The organism is Brevibacillus agri, from assembly GCF_004117055.1.
In the GTDB taxonomy this organism is placed as follows: Bacteria; Bacillota; Bacilli; order Brevibacillales; family Brevibacillaceae; genus Brevibacillus; species Brevibacillus agri.
On sequence record NZ_CP026363.1, the window covers coordinates 2,419,010 to 2,435,946 of the forward strand.

Sequence of the window (16,937 nt, forward strand, 5' to 3'; positions counted from 1 at the left end):
GAGAAGAGCAGGCATGAAAGTTGTCATAGCAGAAAAACCGGACCAGGCCATGAAGCTTGCCAGTCCGTTTCCCCATAGAAAACAACAAGGCTTCCTCGAAGTGCACCCCAATCGGTTTTTTCCCAAGGGTGCCTTTTTTACCTGGGCGGTCGGGCACATCTGTGAGCTGGTGCCGCCAGAGGCGTACAACCCGGCGTGGAAAAAATGGTCGATCGCCACGTTGCCGCTCATCCCCGAGTCGTTTCAGCATCAGGTGATGAAGTCAAAGGCAAAGCAGTTTGGCATCATCAAACAGTTGCTGAAACGCGCGGACGTCACGGAAATTATTCACGCGGGCGACGCGGGGCGGGAAGGGGAGCTGATTGTCCGCACCATCGTCGAAATGTGCAAAGTGAAGAAGCCGATGAAGCGGCTGTGGATTTCTTCGCTGACGGAGCGCGCCGTTACCGCAGGGTTTGCCGCTTTGCTCGACGAGACGCAGACGCGCAATCTGTACCACGAGGCGTACAGCCGCTCTTGCGCAGACTGGCTGGTCGGGATGAATGCTTCCCGCGTCTACACGCTGCTGTTGAAGCAGAAAGGGATCAACGACGTGTTTTCCGCAGGCCGGGTGCAGACGCCGACGCTCGCGCTGGTCGTCAAGCGGGAAAAGGAGATCGCCGCCTTCAAGCCCGAGCCGTTCTGGGAGGTCAAGGCGACGTTTGCGATCGGCAAGAAGCGCTACGAAGGCGTCTGGCACAAGGACGACGGGGAATCGCGCATTCTCGACCCGCAGCTCGCGGAGCGAATCGCCGCTTTTTGCCGGGACAAGCCGGCAGAGGTGAGCGAGGTGGAGACGGAGCGCAAAGAATTTTTGCCGCCGTACTTGTTCAACCTCTCCTCGCTGCAGGCTACCGCGAACAAAATGTTCAAGTACTCGCCGCAAAAGACGCTGGAAATCGCGCAAAAGCTGTACGTGAAAGGGATTTTGTCGTACCCGCGCTCCGATTCGTCGTTTGTCACGCAAGAAGAGGCGAAGACGTTTCCCGACATTTTGGCGAAGCTGTCCAAGCAGCCTGAGTACCAGTCGCACTTTCCGCTGTCCAAAGCGTCCATCGCCCAGGACAAGCGGTACGTGAACCAAAAAAAGGTGACCGATCACTATGCGATCATTCCCACCGAGCAGGTGCCGACCGTCTCCAGGCTGAGCGACGAGGAGCGGAAAATATACGACCTGGTCGCCAGACGCCTGATCGCCGCGCACCAGGAGAGCGCGCTGTTCGACTACACGACGGTGACGACGCTCGTCGATGGCCGCGCCGTGTTCATCAGCAAAGGCAAGGTGCAAATTCGCGCAGGCTGGCGCGATGTTTTGTTCGACGAGGAAAAGGACGACAAGGAAGCGGTGCTGCCGCCGCTCGCCAAAGGCGAGACGGGCAAAGTGCACAAGGTAGAGGCCAAGGAGAGCAAGACCCAGCCGCCCAAGCGCTACACGGAAGGCCAGTTGATTACATTGATGAAGACAGCGGGCAAGCATCTCGACAACCAGGAGCTGGAAAAGGTGCTGATGAAAACGGAAGGGCTGGGCACGGAAGCGACCCGCGCCGGGATCATCAACATGCTCAAAGAGCGCAAGTACATCGAGGTGCGCAAAAACCAGGTGTTTGCGACGCAAAAGGGCATGCTGCTCATTGACGTGATCGGCGACAAAATTCTCGCCTCCCCGGAAATGACGGCAAGATGGGAGCAGCGCCTCCAGGAGATCGGGCAGGGAGAAGCCTCCGCACAAGTTTTCATGGAACAAGTGCGCAAGCTCTCGCATAAAATCGTCGAAGATGCCGTCGAGCAGTCGCGCGAGTGGAAACTGGAAGGCTACGACGTCGAGGCGCTGCCCAAATCGAAGCAGGCGACGAAGTTTTCGCTCGGCTCCAAAGTGGCGACCTGCCGGGCATGCGGCGGGGATTTCGTGGACAAGGGCGATTTTTACGGGTGCGCCAACTACAAAAAGTCGCAGTGCACCGTGACCGTATCGAAGACGATCATGGGCAAAAAGATCACGCCCGCTGCCGTGAAAAAGCTGATGGAGACGGGCAAGACGAATCTCATCAAAGGCTTTGCCAAAGGAAAAGAGCGCTTCGACGCCTATTTGCAATGGGACGAAGCGGACAAAAAGGCGAAAATCAGCGTGCCGTCGTTGGCAGAAAAAAGCTCTTGAAAAAGAAATCCGCATCATTTTGAAACTTGCTTGCGTAAGTAACGTAGATACATGTATAAAGGGTGCGGCGAAACTGGGCCGAATTACCCGGCACGTACTGAAGGAGGAACGAACCATGTCCATTTTTAAACGGCTTCGCGATTTGACCATGTCCAACCTGTATGCCCTGATTGAAAAAGCAGAAGATCCGATCAAAATGACCGATCAATATTTGCGCGATATGCAAGACGACCTGAATGAAGCAGAAAAAGCGGTCGCTGCCCAGATCGCCCTGGAGAAAAAGTTCAAGGTGCTGTATGAAGAGCAGGAAGCGCTGATGAAAAAGCGCGATGAGCAGGCACACGTAGCTGCGCAAGCGAAAAATATCGACTTGGCCCGCCGCGCACTGGAAGAGAAGAAAGCGGCTGAACAAAAAATGGCCGAATACAAGGAAGCTTACGAGAAAAACAAGCTGGCGGCAGACGGACTGCGCGACAAGCTGGCGGAAATGAAAAAACAGATTACCGAGCTGAAAAACAAGCGCGAGACGCTCGTCGCCCGCGTGAATGCGGCGAAAGCCCAGAAGACGATCAACCAGACGATGGCCGGATTCGACAGCAACTCGGCGATGGCGGGCTTAAAGCGCATGGAAGAAAAAGCGCTGCAAATGGAAGCGGAGGCAGAAGCAAGCGGGGAGCTGTACAAAAAGCAAAGCTCGCTCGACGACGAAATCGCGAAACTGTCCAAAGACCAGCAGGTGGAAGACGAGCTGGCCGCGCTGTTGAAAAAATACGAGGGGTAAACCGCTTGGGCGGTGCCCCTTTTTCCTTGAGGAAATCGAAATGACAACGAAAAGGCTTCGTCCAAAACAGGTGGCGAAGCCGAGCTTTCTCAACTCTTTTGGGCTACGGGGGGATCGACGTGGATTTGCAGCAAATACTGGGGATGCTGGTCTGGACGGGTGCTGGATGCATTCTGCTGTTTTTGTTGATGTGGATTGACACGCTGTTCACAAAATACAAGGACATCGCCGAAATCAAAAAAGGCAACGTGGCTGTCACAACCCGCTTTGTGATGAAGCTGTTTGCCCAAGGGTATATTTTGTCGCAGTCAATTCTCAATTCGAACGATCTGTGGATCGCGCTGTTGGTATCTGTGGTCTCATTTATCATCTTGCTGTTGTTGGAGAAAATCGCCGAGCTGTTGTTGAAAACCTTTACCGGACTTGACCTGGAGCGCGGAACCCAGCAAGGCATGGTAGGACACGCCATGGTGGCGGGATCGCTGCACGTGGTAGGGGCGCTCATTCTCGGCGCATTGGTCTAGGGAAGGCTAAGGAAGGAGTAGGACCAGATGAGTTTGTTCAAACGCATTCAAAACTTATTTGCCAAGCATGAGCCGCCTGCGCCGGAAAAGAGCATCCTGACAGTAGGACCCGGTGACGTGGTGGAAGTCTCGCTTGTTACCTACCAGGTCACGGGTAAGTCGACCAATGCGAGCCGCAACGCGACGATGCTGACTTTGCAGGATGGAACGACCATCCGCTACTTATACATCGAAGAACGCGAAAAAACGATTTTTCAGCTTTACAGCGTCATCGACGGCCGCCTCGATTCGGTTGACGAGGTGCCGACCACGATTGAAATGGACGATGTGACGTACCATCTGGAGGAGCAGTACAACGGAAGAGTCCAGGTGGTTGGCAAAGCGCCGTTCCATACGTCCGGCGAGCAGTACATCTGGCAGTTTCAATCCGATGGCCGCGAGCTGCTGCGGATCGAATGGCAGGATGGAAGATTCATGCTGTACGAAGGAGAGGCGGTATTGCCAGCGGATGTGCAGGTACTTCGCGGAACGTAAGGAGGGGTGGGCATGCCGAACGATTGGATGAAATGGATCAAGCTTTTGCTGATTCCGGCGGTGCTTCTGCTGTCAATGGCCGGCTGCGGCAGCCCCGCGATTGGCGAGAGCTATCCGCTCGAATCCGTCTCCACAAAAGATAACGGGCAGACGTCGCGCATTTACCGCGCTGAAAACAAGACGGTGCCTGAGGTAGCGAAGGAGCTTGCTGAACAGAAGCAGCCGGACGAGATTTCCAAAGAAGATGCAGAGCACATGTTCCTCATCTACCCTGACGAGCTGTACCATTTGCAGCAAGATCAGGCGAAGCCGTCCGACACGCTGATTGAGGTCGATACGAAGGAGTACGTCCGGGAAAACTACGATTCGTCCTTTTTACAGGGCTACATCCTGGCCAGCGTCCTCGACGACCTGTTCGATGGACATAAAAAAAGCTCGAAAGGCAGCTATCGCGGTTATTCGAGCAAGGACATTTACAAGCCGACAGGCAGCTACCACGTGCCGTCCGAGGCGGAGAAAAAGACTGCGCCGCCGATCACGAAGGAAGGCACGGGCAGCATTACAAAGCGCAGCGACAGCAAGAAGAAGAGCAGCGCTAAAGTCGGCCAGGACGGCAACCTGTTCAAAAAGCAGGATACGTCGTCTAGCGGGAGCACAGGCAAAATTATTCGCTCGTCCGACAGCAACTCGTCCGTTTCCTCGAAAAAATCCTCGGTTTTTACCAAGCCGAAAAGCAAGTCGCCTCCGCGCACGAAGGTAGGAAGCTCCGGCAGAATTACGAAACGCAGATAAGCGCAAGACCAACCCGCTGACAAGGCGGGTTTTTTTGCGTGCCTGAACAAGCGGCAGCCCTGCCTTAAAAAAAATTCGCTTGTTCCAACAATGTTTTGTAATCAATTTTTCATAAAGCAAAGCATGGAAGCTCTGTTGCCTTTGTAAGATGTAGAGTACACGAAAAACCGGGGAAAGAAAGCGAGGCAGCCTTCGACTTGTGAAAGCGATTTCCAAAGCTGCTTTCTCGACTTTTGTTTGGCAGTGACGAAAACATGATTGTTTATCGACAAAAGAAGAAGGGATGTGCGTCCAACATTCGACAGCCTTTGTTAACAGCTTTCGCTATGATGACATTGTGAATATATAAAGACGACATGCAAGTGGATAGCGGAAGGGAAACTTGGCGGAAAGGAGCGCATCACGATGCTGGAAAAAATTCTCGAATTGCGTGCACAATCCAAATCCATCGCACAAATTGCCAAAGAATGCGGGTTGACCATAGGCCAGGTAAAATATCGTCTGCAAAAAGACAGGGCGAAGGTGGAGCGTGTGTCGTCGGAGAATCGACAGACGCCTTCGCGGCCATCCCTACGAGACGGGGATTGGCAGCTTCCGGCCTTTTACGGGCGGGATATCGTCAAAGTAATGGCGCAAGGTCCGACCGTACTGTTCGTCTACTGGGAAATCACCTGGCCACGAATGAGAATGGTGGCATCGTACTTACGGGCAGATTTTCGCCATATTCAAAAGGGATTGCGCTTGTACGACGTGACGGAGCGCCTGTTCGATGGCCAAAATGCCCATTCTGTCAGAGACATCCTGGTGAACGAGGATGCGCACTCCTGGTACGTGTACGACGTGTTGCCAGGGCGGACGTATATCATGGACTTCGGTTTATTTGAGCATGGCCGCTTTTGTCCGATTTTGCGCTCGGATGTGGTCGTGACTCCGCGAAATACAAAAGCTGCCTGGGGAGAGCCGTTGGTGGAGCCTGCACCCGATCCTTCAACACCTGCCTGGTTTGAGAACTTTTCCTCGTATTCCCTCTATTCGAAAACATCCAAATAAGTGAGGTGTCCACTGTGCATAACGGTTATCTCTCCCTCGTGCTGCACGCCCACATGCCTTACGTACGGCACGGGGACCGGGACGATCGCCTGGAAGAGCGCTGGATGTACGAAGCCATGCTGGAATGCTACATCCCGCTGCTCATGGTACTCGACAAGCTTCTCTCGGACAAAATCGCTTTTCGCATGACGCTTGCCTTGTCTCCTACCTTGCTGTCGATGCTCGACGACGAGCTTATCGTGACGCGGTTTCGCGCGCATCTCGCCAAAACGGTGGAGCTGGCAGGCAAAGAAGTAAAGCGTGCGGCGAACAACCCGCAAGAACAGCGCATCGCCAAAATGTACCTGGAACGGTTTCGCGGGATCGCCTCGTTTTGCAGCAAGCTGGATTACCGGCTCGTCGAAGGCTTCAAGCGGGTCGCCGACAGCGGCTGCCTGGAGTTGATTACATGCGCGGCGACACACGCGTTTCTGCCTTTTGTAGAAACCGAAGAAGCGATTTTGGCGCAGCTTCGGGTAGGGATCGACACCCACGAACGAATCCTGGGCAGGCGCCCGCGCGGAATCTGGCTGCCGGAGTGCGGCTATACGCCAGGGCTGGATCGGCTGCTGAAAGAGGTAGGGCTGCACTACTTTTTCGTCGACTCCCACACGATTGAGCACGCAACGCCCCAACCGAGAAGAGGCGTGCTCGCCCCGCTCGGCACTGGCCATGACGTGGTGGCATTCGCCAGGGATGAAGTTGCTTCCAGCCAGGTGTGGAGCTCCTCCAACGGCTATCCCGGCGACTACGATTACCGGGAATATTACCGGGATATTGGCTTCGACAGGGACATGGACTACATCGAGCCGTACATTCACCCTGCCGGCATCCGCATACATACCGGGTTGAAATACCACCGGATCACGGGACCCCATGGGGAAAAGCAGTTGTATCAGCCGGACTGGGCGCGGGAAAAGGCCGCTTCGCATGCAGGCCACTTCCTGTACCACCGGGAGCGCCAGGTCGAAGCGGCGGCAGCGTGGATGGACCGCAAGCCGCTGGTCGTCGCCACGTACGACGCCGAGCTGTTCGGGCATTGGTGGTACGAGGGGCCGCAGTTTCTGGACTATTTGCTGCGCAAGACCGCGTGCGATTCGCAAACGGTGAAGCTGATTACCCCGTCGGAGTACCTCGCGGAGTACCCCGAGCAAGACCGCGGATTTTTGCCGATGTCGACCTGGGGACGCAACGGCTACGGGGAAGTGTGGCTGAATGAAAAAAACGGCTGGATTTATCGGCATCTGCATCAGGCGGAGCGCGACTTGATTGAGGCCGTGACCGCTTTTTACGAGAACGGCGGGCAGGAGCCAGAGCACGACGAGCTTGCCAGCCGCGCCTTGCGCCAGGCGGCCAGAGAGCTGATGCTGGCACAAAGCAGCGACTGGGCGTTCATCCTGGATGGGCAAACCGTCGTCGAATACGCGGTGCGCCGGACCCACGATCACCTGGCGGGCATGCGCGAGTTGCTCGCGATGCTTCGCGAAAACAGACTGGACATAGAGAAAATTGCCCAGATGGAGACTGCTTTCCCGATTTTTCCCCACATGGATGAGACGTACTATTTGCCTAAACAAACGCATAGAGTGAACGTATCGCGTCAGCTAGTAGCGGCAAGCAAAGGGCCGGAGCCGGCCGGAGTCGTCCTGATGCTGGCCTGGGAATTTCCGCCGCACGTGGTGGGCGGGCTCGGCCGCGCCGTCTACGATCTCGCCCGGCATCTGGTGCGCCAGGGCCTTGAGGTGCACGTGCTGACCCGGGCATCGGATTGGAGCGTGGCGGAGGAAGTCATGGATGGTGTCCACGTACACCGTTTGCCGACGTACATTCCCGCAGAGCAAGAAGACTTTCTGTCATGGGTGTTCCAGCTTAACCTGGCGATGGCAGATGCCACCGAACGCTTGTGGAATAGCGGCGTGCGGCCTGACATCATTCACGCCCATGACTGGCTGGTCGGCTGGGCCGCCATGGAAATCAGGGAGCGCTACTCGCTGCCGCTCATCAGCACGATCCACGCCCTGGAGCACGGGCGGCACCAAGGGATTCACACGCCGTTTCAGGAGCGGATTCACGAGAGCGAGCGAACACTTGCCCACGCTTCGGATCGGGTCATTGTTTGCAGCCACTACATGGCAGAGGAAGTGCGGCGGCTGTTCGGCATCCCCGAGTCGAAGCTGCGCGTCATATACAACGGTGTCGATCTGGCTCCGCCGCCAGCATTCGACAAAGGCAAGCTGCGCGAAGAGCTGTCGATTGGCGACGGGCCCGTCCTCTTTTTTGTCGGGCGTCTGGTGCAGGAAAAAGGAGTCCACCTTCTGCTCGAAGCGATGGCCAGACTGCGCTACGAGTTCGGCCACGCCACGCTGCTCATTGCGGGCAAAGGGCCGATGCAAGGGCAGTGGCAGCGGCGCGCAGAAGAGATGGGCATAGCGGACCGCGTGAAGTTTCTCGGCTTTGTCGACGACGCACGGCGTGACCAACTGTTTTTGCTGGCTGATCTCGCGGTTTTCCCCAGTCTGTATGAGCCATTTGGCATCGTGGCTCTGGAAGCGATGGCGCTGGGAGTGCCGGTTTTGGTGGCCGATACGGGCGGGCTTCGCGAAATCGTCCGGCACGGAGAAAACGGAGCGACGATGTACGCGGGAAATCCGGATTCGCTCACCGATCAGCTTCGCTGGCTTTTACAGGACCCGGAAAAACGGCGTCAGATGGCGCAAACAGCGCAAAACGACGTCTTGCACCATTACAACTGGACGGCTTTGGCGACCCAGACCATAGAGGAGTACCGATCGCTTGGCGTAAACCGTCTGGCGCTATCGGAGAAATAAGCACAAACAGCGCATGCTCGCAACGATGATGAAGGAGGAAGGAAAAAAGATGAAGGCAGTAATTATGGCTGGTGGTAAAGGTACACGTCTACGTCCGTTAACGTCCCATACTCCAAAACCAATGGTGCCACTCTTGAACCGGCCGTGCATGGAGTACACGATCGATCTGTTGAAAAAGCACGGAATTACAGAGATTGCAGTCACGCTCCAGTATCTGCCTGATGTCATCCGCGATACGTTTGGCGATGGTTCGCGCTACGGTGTTTCCCTCGTGTACTTTGAAGAGACGACGCCGCTCGGAACGGCGGGCAGCGTGAAAAACTGCGCCGATTTTCTCGATGAACGGTTTCTCGTCATCAGCGGGGATACGCTCACAGACATTGATCTGACGGCGGCGATTCGCTTTCATGAGCAGAATGACGCCCTGGCTACGCTGATTCTCACCCGTGTGGAGACGCCGCTGGAGTTCGGCGTCGTCATGACGGACGAACGCGGGCGAATCACCCGTTTCCTGGAAAAGCCAAGCTGGGCGGAAGTGTTCAGCGATACGGTCAACACCGGGATGTACGTCTGCGAGCCGGAAGTGCTGTCTTATATAGAAGAAAAAAAAGAAGTCGATTTCAGCAAAGAAATTTTTCCGTACTTTTTACAGGAGCAAAAACCGCTCTACGGCTACGAAGCGAGCGGGTACTGGTCGGATATCGGCTCTCTGGAAGTATATCGCCAGGCACAGTTTGACCTGCTGGACGGCCGTGTCAACCTGGAGATCAAAGCCCAGGAAATTGCCCCGCGCATTTTTCTGGAAAATCACGTCCGTGTCGACTCTTCCGTGCGGCTGGAGGGGCCGGTTTATATAAGTGAAAATGTACACCTGCAGGCGGGAGTGGAGGTCGGGCCTTATACCGTGCTCGGAGACAACACCGTCGTCTCCTCGGGAAGCAAGCTGTCGCGAGCGATCTTCTGGGAGAACAACGTCATCGGGAAAAAGACGGAAATCACCGGGACCACACTCTGCCGCAATGTCCGCATTGCCGATTGCGTGCAGACAGGAGACGGTGCGGTCATCGGCGACAATTGCCTGATCGGCGCGAAATCCGTCGTGAAGGCAGGCGTCAAGATTTGGCCGGACAAGGAAGTGGGAGAAAGCGCGATCGTGACGACTTCTCTCATCTACGGCATGAAGCAGACGAAAAATTTGTTCGGAAACAGCGGGATCAAAGGCATCGGCAATATAGACATCACGCCGGAGTTCGTGACGCGGCTCGCTGCCGCATATGCCTATTTGCAAAAGCCCGGCAGCAAAATCGCGCTGTCTGCGTGCTCGCATCCTTTTGCCCAGTTGCTCAAGCACAGCATCATGACGAGCTTGTGCTCCTCGGGCATTGACACGGTGGATCTCGGCGTTGGCAACTCCCCGCTCATCCGCTACGGCGTCCGCTCGCTCGCGTGCATCGGCGGCATCCATGTATTCATGAATGAAAACGGAGACGAAAAAGAGATCGTCCTCCAGTTCATCGACCAGAAAGGGTTGCCGATCTCGCGCGACATGGAGCGGAAAATCGAAAATGCCTACTGGCAGGAGACGTATGTGCGCAACCTGCACCATTTGGGCGAGCTGCACGTCGAGCATCAGGTCCAGGAAGCTTACTTGCGCGCCTTGGCCGAGCAGCTTGATGTGCCATCCATCCAGCGCCAGCGTTTTCACCTGTTGATCGACAGCGAAACGCGGTTTTTCCCGACTTTTCTCGCCCCGCTGCTTCACGATCTGGGCGTGACGGTCACGTATGGAGCGATCCAGGACGGCATCAGCAAAAAGAAAGCCGATCTCGGCATACGCCTGGACAAAAACGGAGAAGCGTTCGCCTTGTTCACCGAGGAAGGCGCGAAGCTGTCGACGGAGCAACTGCTGGCCTTGCAGCTTTTGGCTTGCAGCGGTCGCCACAAGCGGATCGGCTTGCCAGTCAGCGCGCCAGCCGAGCTGGAGCACCTCGCCCAACTGCTGCAAATCGAGGTCGTGCGGACGAAAGTAGCGCCGCGCGCGATGATGGAGGTAGCGTCCGACGAGCGTTTCCATCCGCTGTTTGACGCGGTGTACAGCCTGATGAGCATTCTGTCCTACCTAGCCCAGGAGGAAAAGCCGCTCAGCGTGCTGCTGGAGCTTCTGCCTGCGTGCCATATGGAGCGCAAAACGGTCTTTTGCCCATGGGGAGCGAAAGGCAAAGTGATGCGCAAAGTGCTGGAGGAAAACAAAGGCAAGCTGCTTGAACTCATGGACGGAATCAAGGTTTACGATACGAACGGCTGGGTGCTGATTTTGCCTGACTCGGAAGATTCGCACGTCAAGGTCATTTCGCAAGGAGCGACGGCAGAAACGGCGGCAACGCTCGCCTCCTCCTACGCCAGACGGATTGCGGAGTATCAATGAGGAAAAAGAGAATCGACAGCCTGAGTACGGGAAGGAAGGATGTGAAGGCATGCCGAGACCGCTCGTCGTCGGGAACGGGAAACTTTTGATTAATTTTGACGACAGGCTGCACATGCGCGATCTTTACTATCCGTATGTAGGCCAACTGAATCATGTCGGCGGACATTTCAGTAAGCTGGGAATCTGGGTACAGGGACGGTTCTCCTGGCTCGATGAGGATGGCTGGAAGCGGCAGCTTGGCTATGACCGGGAGTCGCTGGTGACAGATGTTCATGCCCATCATGAGCATCTGGCCGTCTCCTTGCAGATGGCAGATGGCGTGCACCAGCGCGATCCGATTTATTTGAAAAAAGTGTGCGTCCGCAATCATGCCAACGAGGCGCGGGAGATCCGGCTGTTTTTCAACCACGACTTCAGCCTGAACGAGACGGAGGTCGGGGACACCGCCGTGTACGACCCGATTCTCTCCACTGTCTATCACTACAAACGCAACGTGTACATGATGGCCAACGGCAAAACACCGGAGGGCGGAATCGACCAGTTCAGCGTCGGCATCAAGCGGTTCAACTATGCGGAAGGAACGTGGCGCGACGCGGAAGATGGGCTGCTCGCCGGCAATCCGATCGCGCAAGGCTCTGTGGACAGCACGATTTCGTTTCGCTTGCTGCTGCAGCCGCACGAGGAAAAAACGATGTACTACTGGCTGTGCGTCGGGGATTCGTACGACGCCGTGAGAACGCTGAACCAGTACGTGCTGGACAACGACCCGGATCGGCTGCTGGGCCGGGTAGCCGTGTACTGGCGGCGCTGGGTGAACAAGGAAGAGCGGGATTTCGCCGACCTTCCCCCGGAGGTCGTCCATCTGTACAAGACCAGCTTGCTTCTCGTGCGGACGCAGATCGACCAGAACGGAGCGATTCTCGCCGCGAACGACTCCGACATCCTCCAGTTTAACCGCGACCACTACAGCTACATGTGGCCGCGGGACGGGGCGCTGATCGCAAGCGCCATGGCGAAGGCCGGCTACACGGGAACGGTCGCTCCGTTTTTTACGTTTTGCGCGCAAGCCTTGAACGAAGACGGCTATTTGCAGCACAAATACAACCCGGACGGCTCTGTCGGCTCCAGTTGGCATCCGTACGTCGTAGACGGCGAAGTCCAGCTCCCGATTCAGGAGGATGAGACGGCTTTGGTGCTGTACGCCCTTTGGGAGCAGTACAAGAGCGGCAAGCAGATTGAAGACTGCCAGGCGCTGTATGCGACACTCGTTCGCCCGGCTGCCCGCTTTTTGCTGGAATACGTTCACCCGACCCTGGAGCTGCCGAAGCCGAGCTATGACTTGTGGGAGGAGCGGCGCGGCATCTTCACGTTCACGAGCGCCACGGTGTACGCGGGCTTGATGGCTGCGGCGCGGTTTGCGCAACTGTTCGGCGACGACCGCCGCCACAAGCGCTACGAGGACGGGGCGAAAAGCATTCGCGCCGCTATGGAAAAGCATTTGTACGACCCGGGGATCGGCCGGTTTTTGCGCGGCATTTACTTGCGCCCGGACGGAGGCGTGGAAAAAGACTTTACGGTGGAAAGCAGCCTGTACGCGCTGTTTGCCCTCGAAGTGTTCCCGGTGGACGATCCGCGCGTGCAGCGCACGATGGAGGCTGTGAAAAAGAGCCTGCGGGTCGACACGGAAGTAGGCGGCTTCGCCCGCTACCAGGGCGACTACTACTTCAAAAAGTCGCACGATATTGCCAGAGTGCCGGGAAACCCGTGGATCATCTGCACGCTATGGGTGGCGGATTGGGAGATCGCCAAGGCAAAATCGCTCGAAGAATTGCAAGAGCCGAAAAACAGGCTTCTGTGGGTCGTGCGCCATTCGCTGCAAAGCGGCGTGCTGTCCGAGCAGCTTGACCCGTATTCGGGTGCTCCCGTATCGGTTGCGCCTTTGACCTGGTCTCATGCTACGTTCGTAGCTACTGTTCTGCGTTATTTGGAAAAAGTGAATGAGTTGCGCTAACGAGGGGAGAGATGGAGATGACCGCAATCCGTTTCGGTACGGACGGCTGGCGCGACATCGTGGCGGACGGCTTTACGATGGAAAATGTCCGCATAGTCGCGCAAGCTATCGCCAGCTATACAAAAGAAATCGGCCAACAGGAGCAGCCGATTTTGGTCGGGCACGACACGCGTTTTCTCGGTCGGCGATTCGCCGAGGAAATCGTCAGCGTGCTGGCCGCGAACCAGATACGCTCTTACCTGGTCAATGAGGCGGCCCCTACGCCTGCTGTCGCTTTCGGGGTCAAGCATTTTGCCGCCAGCGGAGCGATCATGGTCACCGCCAGCCACAATCCGCCTGAGTACAACGGCATCAAATACATTCCCGAGTACGCAGGTCCGGCGACGCCGGAAATTACCGCCCGGCTGGAAGCTTGGATCAGCGAGATCGCATCCGCCAAAGAGGTGCCGACGGTTTCTTTGGCAGATGCGACCCGCGACAGGCTGCTGCAAGTGATCGTGCTGCGGCCCCATTACGAGGCGCATCTGCGGCGCATCGTCAACATGGACATTTTGCGCGGGTCGTCCCTGCACGTGGTGGTGGATGCGATGCACGGGGCAGGCAAGGGGTATGTCAGCTCGCTTTTGGCAGAAGCCGGGGTGAAGACGATCGGCATCCGGGAGACGCCGGACGCGGCTTTCGGCGGGGATTTGCCTGAGCCAAATGACAAGCATCTCGGCTTGCTGAAAAAAGAAGTGCTGGAACGCAAGGCGACACTCGGGCTTGCCAATGACGGCGACGCTGACCGCTTCGGCGTCGTGGATCGGTTTGGACAATACATTCCGCCAAACGATGTGCTCGTCCTGTTGACCTATCACCTGGTGAAAAACCGCAAGCTGACCGGGCGCATCGTGCGCACGGTAGCGACCACGCATTTGCTCGACCATATGGCAGAGCGCTACGGGCTGGAACTGGTGGAGACGCCGGTCGGCTTCAAATACATCGGGGAACAAATGCGCAAGGGAGACGTCCTGATCGGCGGCGAGGAGAGCGGAGGCGCGAGCATTCTCGGCCATATCCCGGAAAAAGACGGGGTGCTGATTAATCTGCTGCTCGCAGAGCTGGTCGCCTATGAAAACAAGGAGATCGACCAGATTTTGCGCGATGTGTACGATCAGTTCGGCGAGCTGTTCCATACGCGCATCGACATGCGGCTTGCGGAAAAAGACAAGTGGATTTCGCAGATGGTGACCACGCCGCCGGAACGGATCGGTCCGTACGCGGTGCAAGGGATCAACCGGATGGACGGGATCAAGCTGCTTTTGGAAGAAGGGCACTGGGTGCTCATCCGTCCTTCGGGCACGGAGCCGCTGGTGCGCATCTACTGCGAGGCGACGAATGCGACTTCGCTTTCCAAGCTGCAAGAAGCGATTCGGGACTGGTTTTCGGAAATCAATGTATGAGCCAATAGCAAGGAAGAGCGGGCACATAGCTGCCTCGTTCTTCTTTTTGCGTTTTCGGCCGCTTGGGAGTTTTTTTGCTTACGGGGTTTTTAAAAAAAATTCATTTTGCTAGAATCAACATAAAGAAGCCGGTATGGAATGAAAGATGGGGACCTATGCGCATTGACCGAGAAGTGTTGCAAGCTTTTTTGAAAGAAGTAAAGATAGAAAGCCAGTCGCCTGACGATCCTGTCGTCGCCCTGCACATCCCCTATCCGTGGGAGTTGGTCGGCACCGGCAACTACGCCGCCGTCTTTGCCCATCCCGATTATCCGCGTGTGGTCATCAAGCTGTACGCCCCAGGCAGACCAGGCTGGGAGCAGGAGATCGAGGTGTACAAAAAGCTCGGGGAGACGCGCTCGTTCCCGATGATGTACGACTATGGCGAAGGCTATCTGGTCATTAAACGAATCAACGGCATTTCTTTGTTTGACTGCGCTCGTTTTGGCATCCCCATCCCGCCTCAGGTGATCGAGGACGTGGAGCGGGCACTGAAGGAAGCGCGCGAAAAGGGGCTGTTTCCGCACGACGTCCACGGCAAAAACGTGCTGATGGACCAGGGGCGGGGGTACCTCATTGACGTCTCGGACTACTACAAGAACGTTCCGGACAGCAAATGGCGGGATTTGCGCAAGGCGTACTACAAGATATACCTTCCGTTTTTGAAGGACCGTGGCTGGAAAATTCCGTTGTGGGTGCTCAACGGGGTGCGCAAAGGGTATCGGCTGTACAAAAAGGCGAGGCGCTTGTTCACGTGAGCGCACTCTGGTAAAATGAGCATTTGACATTGTGTTTTCATGGCTGGTCGAAGCAGATGAAGGAGGACGTTCCATTGTTGTATTTTCTTATTGCGGCTGTGATTATTGGACTGGATCAGTGGACCAAGCACCTTGTAGTGAACCATATGGAGCGGGGAGAATCCATCCCGTTGATCGCGGATGTGTTTCATCTCACCTCGCACCGCAACATGGGGGCCGCGTTCGGCATTTTGCAAAATCAGCGCTGGCTCTTTATTGTCATTACAGTTGCCGTCGTCGTCGGCATCGTGTATTCGCTGATCCGCCTCGGCAAAAAACAGCCGCGCGCTTCTTTCGCATTGTCCCTCGTGTTGGGTGGGGCCATCGGTAATTTTATCGACCGCGCAACGACCGGACAAGTCGTGGACTTTTTGGATTTCACCCTGATTAACTTCCCGATTTTCAACGTCGCGGACATGGCGATTACGATCGGCGTCGGCATTTTGCTGTTGGATGTCTTCCTGGAAGGCAGGAAAAGCGGACGGTAATGCCCGTTTCGGGTGATACGAAACGGGGTACGGACAGTAACTTTGTGAGGAGACAAACATGAACGACACGCAATTATTCGAACGTTATGATTGGAACGTGGAGCCTGAGGACGCAAACGAGCGGATCGACAAGTTCATCACGCTGCAAAATGAAGACTGGTCGCGCTCGCAGGTACAGGCGTGGATCAAGGAAGGTCGCGTAACGGTAAACGGGGAGCCGATCAAGAGCAACTACAAGCTGCAGGCAGAAGATGAGGTTACGCTGCGCGTTCCGCCGCCAAAAGAAATGGCAATCAAGCCGGAGCCGATGCCGCTTGAGATCGTTTACGAGGACAGCGACGTCGTCGTCGTCAACAAGCCGCGCGGACTGGTGGTTCACCCTGCTCCGGGGCATTACAGCGGTACGCTCGTCAACGGACTTTTGGCGCACTGCAAAGATTTGTCCGGCATTAACGGCGTCCTTCGCCCGGGAATCGTGCATCGCATCGACAAGGACACGTCAGGGCTGCTCATGGTAGCGAAAAACGACAAGGCGCATGTCGGCCTGGCTGAACAGTTGAAGGAGCACTCTGTGACGCGCACATACATCGCGATCGTCCACGGGGTCATTCCGCACGAGATGGGCACGATCGACGCGCCGATCGGACGCGACCCGAAAAATCGCCAGCAGATGGCGGTCGTCTTTGAAAACAGCAAGCCTGCTGTGACGCATTTTATCGTGCTGGAGCGCTTCAAGGAATACACGCTGGTGGAGTTGAAACTGGAGACGGGCCGAACGCACCAAATTCGCGTCCACATGAAATACATCGGCTATCCGCTGGCGGGCGATCCGAAATACGGACCGAAAAACACGCTGGAGATCGACGGACAGGCTCTGCATGCGAAGACGCTCGGCTTTACTCATCCGCGCACGCAGGAGCGGCTGGAGTTCGAGGCGCCCATGCCGAAAGATTTGAGCGATCTCGTAGACTTTCTCAGACAGGCGTAAAAGAC

At 56.2% G+C, this 16,937-nt stretch carries 13 protein-coding genes; all 13 read left to right on the forward strand.

Annotation, left to right across the window (positions count from 1 at the left end; genetic code table 11):
• Positions 1–13: 13 nt before the first annotated feature.
• The 13 genes from BA6348_RS12155 (at position 14) to BA6348_RS12215 (ending at position 16,932) form a co-directional block, all read left to right on the forward strand.
• Positions 14–2,194 carry a DNA topoisomerase III gene (locus BA6348_RS12155; protein WP_122952805.1) on the forward strand — a complete coding sequence of 727 codons (2,181 nt, stop codon included), beginning with the start codon at positions 14–16 and terminating at the stop codon, positions 2,192–2,194.
• A 115-nt stretch (positions 2,195–2,309) separates the two neighbouring features.
• Positions 2,310–2,975, forward strand: a complete 666-nt coding sequence (locus BA6348_RS12160; protein ID WP_025845011.1) for a PspA/IM30 family protein — start codon at positions 2,310–2,312, stop codon at positions 2,973–2,975.
• 119 nt (positions 2,976–3,094) lie between these two features.
• Entirely contained in the window at positions 3,095–3,499 is a 405-nt protein-coding gene (locus BA6348_RS12165; RefSeq protein ID WP_005833403.1) for a DUF350 domain-containing protein, read from the forward strand.
• Positions 3,500–3,526: 27 nt separating this feature from the next.
• A complete protein-coding gene (locus tag BA6348_RS12170; protein WP_005833401.1) occupies positions 3,527–4,033 on the forward strand; it encodes a DUF4178 domain-containing protein in 507 nt (168 codons plus the stop codon).
• Between the two features lie 12 nt (positions 4,034–4,045).
• The gene (locus tag BA6348_RS12175) at positions 4,046–4,825 is read left to right on the forward strand and encodes a DUF4247 domain-containing protein (protein WP_007784270.1); all 780 of its coding nucleotides are present in this window, start codon (positions 4,046–4,048) and stop codon (positions 4,823–4,825) included.
• A 405-nt stretch (positions 4,826–5,230) separates the two neighbouring features.
• Positions 5,231–5,875, forward strand: coding sequence for a DUF4912 domain-containing protein (locus tag BA6348_RS12180; protein ID WP_005833397.1), 645 nt, complete (start codon positions 5,231–5,233; stop codon positions 5,873–5,875).
• Between the two features lie 14 nt (positions 5,876–5,889).
• Positions 5,890–8,742: a 1,4-alpha-glucan branching protein domain-containing protein gene (locus BA6348_RS12185; protein ID WP_122952804.1), complete on the forward strand. Its 2,853-nt coding sequence runs from the start codon at positions 5,890–5,892 to the stop codon at positions 8,740–8,742.
• A 49-nt stretch (positions 8,743–8,791) separates the two neighbouring features.
• Positions 8,792–11,167, forward strand: coding sequence for a sugar phosphate nucleotidyltransferase (locus BA6348_RS12190; protein WP_026557374.1), 2,376 nt, complete (start codon positions 8,792–8,794; stop codon positions 11,165–11,167).
• A gap of 49 nt (positions 11,168–11,216) precedes the next feature.
• Entirely contained in the window at positions 11,217–13,178 is a 1,962-nt protein-coding gene (locus BA6348_RS12195) for a glycoside hydrolase family 15 protein (protein WP_007784277.1), read from the forward strand.
• An 11-nt stretch (positions 13,179–13,189) separates the two neighbouring features.
• Entirely contained in the window at positions 13,190–14,620 is a 1,431-nt protein-coding gene (locus tag BA6348_RS12200; RefSeq protein WP_007784279.1) for a phosphoglucomutase/phosphomannomutase family protein, read from the forward strand.
• Between the two features lie 155 nt (positions 14,621–14,775).
• Positions 14,776–15,417 carry a serine/threonine-protein kinase gene (locus BA6348_RS12205; protein ID WP_005833387.1) on the forward strand — a complete coding sequence of 214 codons (642 nt, stop codon included), beginning with the start codon at positions 14,776–14,778 and terminating at the stop codon, positions 15,415–15,417.
• Between the two features lie 74 nt (positions 15,418–15,491).
• Positions 15,492–15,944 carry a signal peptidase II gene (gene lspA / locus BA6348_RS12210; RefSeq protein ID WP_005833386.1) on the forward strand — a complete coding sequence of 151 codons (453 nt, stop codon included), beginning with the start codon at positions 15,492–15,494 and terminating at the stop codon, positions 15,942–15,944.
• 58 nt (positions 15,945–16,002) lie between these two features.
• Positions 16,003–16,932 carry an RluA family pseudouridine synthase gene (locus BA6348_RS12215; RefSeq protein WP_025844996.1) on the forward strand — a complete coding sequence of 310 codons (930 nt, stop codon included), beginning with the start codon at positions 16,003–16,005 and terminating at the stop codon, positions 16,930–16,932.
• Positions 16,933–16,937: the final 5 nt, after the last annotated feature.

Bases quoted from the DNA above. Each gene is read 5' to 3' on its own strand.
- BA6348_RS12215 (WP_025844996.1), top strand. From the start codon at position 16,003: ATGAACGACACGCAATTATTCGAACGTTATGATTGGAACGTGGAGCCT.
- BA6348_RS12180 (WP_005833397.1), top strand. From the start codon at position 5,231: ATGCTGGAAAAAATTCTCGAATTGCGTGCACAATCCAAATCCATCGCA.
- BA6348_RS12200 (WP_007784279.1), top strand. From the start codon at position 13,190: ATGGAGATGACCGCAATCCGTTTCGGTACGGACGGCTGGCGCGACATC.
- BA6348_RS12170 (WP_005833401.1), top strand. From the start codon at position 3,527: ATGAGTTTGTTCAAACGCATTCAAAACTTATTTGCCAAGCATGAGCCG.
- BA6348_RS12175 (WP_007784270.1), top strand. From the start codon at position 4,046: ATGCCGAACGATTGGATGAAATGGATCAAGCTTTTGCTGATTCCGGCG.
- BA6348_RS12205 (WP_005833387.1), top strand. From the start codon at position 14,776: ATGCGCATTGACCGAGAAGTGTTGCAAGCTTTTTTGAAAGAAGTAAAG.
- BA6348_RS12155 (WP_122952805.1), top strand. From the start codon at position 14: ATGAAAGTTGTCATAGCAGAAAAACCGGACCAGGCCATGAAGCTTGCC.
- BA6348_RS12190 (WP_026557374.1), top strand. From the start codon at position 8,792: ATGAAGGCAGTAATTATGGCTGGTGGTAAAGGTACACGTCTACGTCCG.
- BA6348_RS12160 (WP_025845011.1), top strand. From the start codon at position 2,310: ATGTCCATTTTTAAACGGCTTCGCGATTTGACCATGTCCAACCTGTAT.
- BA6348_RS12195 (WP_007784277.1), top strand. From the start codon at position 11,217: ATGCCGAGACCGCTCGTCGTCGGGAACGGGAAACTTTTGATTAATTTT.